Source organism: Candidatus Methylomicrobium oryzae (genome assembly GCF_016745425.1).
GTDB lineage: Bacteria > Pseudomonadota > Gammaproteobacteria > Methylococcales > Methylomonadaceae > Methylomicrobium > Methylomicrobium oryzae.
Genome location: NZ_JAERVK010000040.1, coordinates 1 through 2,711, shown reverse-complemented (window position 1 = coordinate 2,711; position 2,711 = coordinate 1). Strand labels below are relative to the sequence as shown.

Below are 2,711 nucleotides of genomic sequence, written 5' to 3'. Positions count from 1 at the left end.
CTTAGGCTAACGGCATCTCTCATCGGCCAAGCTCTTTCACATCCTTAAGTTTAGGTGAAGAGAAAGAAAATGGTAGGCGTTGCTTTTATGAATATGTTGTTTGATCCCATGAAAAAAGACTTCGGGGCTGGCGCACGCGCGACACCCTTGTCGGCATCGAGCGCCTGTTGTCCTGCTGTTTTTTGACCGGCTTTAGCTCCGTCAAACCTTGAGTTTGTTGAATTTCGCCCGCATCGGGGCGCCGATAGGCTTTGCCGCCGTACGCACAATAGCCGTGGTCGGCCAATTCGGGTGCCACTTTGGCTTTGAAGCGTGGGTTTGTTTCGCCAGCGCGACCGGAAACGAATCGATGAGCCAAGCTTGGGGCCCGGGGTTCCGTTCTTGATCGCACGGTCACTCCCAATAAGGAAGCCCGCATCAGTCAGTCTGTTCAGCCGCTGAACAAAGACGACGTAGCGCGGTAATCTTGGAAACCTGGCTCGCAAATACGGAACCGCATCGTCCCGCTCAGGCACAGTATCCTATTGACCTTAATTTACATGGGGAGACGATTAGCTTGGGGGAAGCAATTTAGCCAATGAAGGTTGGTTTAATTTGCCTATGGCGAACTCGGCATTTTGACGCAGGCGCGGCCTGTAGTCGGCGGGTACCCGGTTTTCCTTCAATAACTGCAGGCAGACATTGAACGTTTCGCGGTAATTCCCCGTCCAGTAGGCCAGTACGGCATACTCGTCCCGCAAGCCGTAATCGGCGATCCAGGATTCGACAAACAGCCCGGTGGCGGGACGCGGCAGGCGGACGGCATACTGCGCCAGGATGTAGCCTTGCTGATAGAGATTGTGCTTCCGGCAGATACGGGCCGCGCCATGCAGCCCTTCCAGGCGGGTAGGCAGACTTTCATGCGCCGCCATGAAGGCCTGTACGACCTCGGCCGCCTCATACCCTAAACGCTCTTTGAGGCGGGCGGCATTAAGTAGGCTGACAAACACCTCTTCCTGCCAGAATCCCTGCTCTGAGCGGCGCAGGTAAGCCTGCAGCGCCGGCGCGTGATCGCCGCTGTCGCGATAGCTTTGCGCCAAGTAAAAGGTATAACGGGAAATCAGGAACGGATCGGTTTCTTCGGTCAGGGCGGCTTCCAGTAAACGGGCGTCATCCTGAAATTTTTGAGGATTATGGCTGCGCGCACTGTCCTGCAGGGGACGGTTGAAAAAGCCGCTGACGCGCGCCCGGGACAGCGAAGAAGGGGCTTCGAGGTATTCATGGAGTACCCCTTTGTAACAAAAGTTCAGCCGGTTGCTGAACAGCTGGGGCCTTAAATAGCTGAGATTGCCGTAGCGGGTTTCGATATCGTAAAGGTCCAGGGTCAGCCCCTGTTTGAAACGCTTCGGCTCGAATCCGGGCTCATAGACCAGCACTTCGTCGGCATCGATCATCAGACCATAGTCGATATCCTCATGCTCCCGAAGTTTTTGCAGCGCAAAGCTGCGGTTATAGGCAAAGTCGCGCCAGGGCTCCTCGATCACTTCGCCGGGCACAGACTGTTCGTGCAAAAACCGGCGAATCGCCGCCTGGGTGCCGTCCGTGGAACCGGTATCGACGATCAACACGTAGTCCACCAGAGGCTGCACGTTCTCCAGACAGCGGCGGATAATCGGCGCCTCGTTTTTGACGATCATGCACAGGCCGATACGGGCCATAAAATCTCCTCTCGTAAATGCGGCAGGCCGGAAACCGGCCTGCCGTCCCGATTAATTCGGGTTATTTCTTGCAGCGATCGGCACAACGTCCGCCGCATGCCTATACGGATACGGACGTGGACGGATCAATTGTACAGTTCGCTGCAATCGCCGTTAGCTCCGGCTCTTAATCCAAGAGCAGGGCATTCAGCTGTGCGCTGACCGAGGGGGCCAGAGTCAACGTTAATGGTATTGCCGAATTATTCCGGAGCGTGACTACGTCGCCTGCCGCCAGGTCCAAAATCGCCGTGCCGGAAACTTGGCCTACTGCAACCAACGCGGTTACATTTGTTGAAGCAATAGGTGTGCCGTTGACTGCGATCGCTATTGCGGATCCGACACCGGCCGTGATATTCACCTCATAATCGATCTTATAGGAACCCGCGATGGGTACAACCACTGTTGTCGTTGTAGGATGGGTAACTCCTACTAACGGCCCGCTATTGGAAAAAGGAACATCGGCTCCGCCTACGACAGTAGCGTCTGCGATAGTCGCCAATTCATAGGAATAACCGAATGCGCCAAGACCGGCCCCTGTAGCGCCGGTTGCACCGGTTTCACCCGTTGCGCCGGTAGCGCCGGTTTCTCCTGTGGCGCCGGTAGCACCGGTTTCGCCTGTGGCGCCGGTTTCTCCTGAAGCGCCTGTTGCGCCGGTAGCGCCGGTTTCGCCGGTAGCGCCCGTGGCACCGGCGGCCCCGCTAGCGCCTGCCGCCCCGGTCGCGCCCGTTGGGCCGGCGGCACCTGCCGCGCCGGTAGCGCCGGCGGGGCCGGCTGCACCTGTGGCGCCGGCAGGGCCAGCAGCCCCGGTAGCGCCCGCAGGGCCGGCAGGACCGGCCGCACCTGTGGCGCCGGCCGGACCGGCTACGCCCGGAGCGCCGGCAGGACCGGCCGCACCCGTGGCGCCGGCCGGACCGGCTACGCCCGGAGCGCCGGCGGCGCCCGTGGCGCCGGCAGGGCCTGTCGCCCCGGTGGCAC

At 59.5% G+C, this 2,711-nt stretch carries 3 protein-coding genes; all 3 read right to left on the bottom strand.

Annotated features, from left to right (window positions below):
* Positions 1–85: 85 nt before the first annotated feature.
* Positions 86–358: a hypothetical protein gene (locus JJL52_RS20950; RefSeq protein WP_202054467.1), complete on the bottom strand. Its 273-nt coding sequence runs from the start codon at positions 356–358 to the stop codon at positions 86–88.
* Positions 359–551: 193 nt separating this feature from the next.
* Positions 552–1,697 carry a glycosyltransferase gene (locus tag JJL52_RS20945; RefSeq protein WP_202054466.1) on the bottom strand — a complete coding sequence of 382 codons (1,146 nt, stop codon included), beginning with the start codon at positions 1,695–1,697 and terminating at the stop codon, positions 552–554.
* 166 nt (positions 1,698–1,863) lie between these two features.
* A partial coding sequence (locus JJL52_RS20940; RefSeq protein WP_202054465.1) for a BclA C-terminal domain-containing protein occupies positions 1,864–2,711 on the bottom strand: 848 nt, incomplete at its 5' end.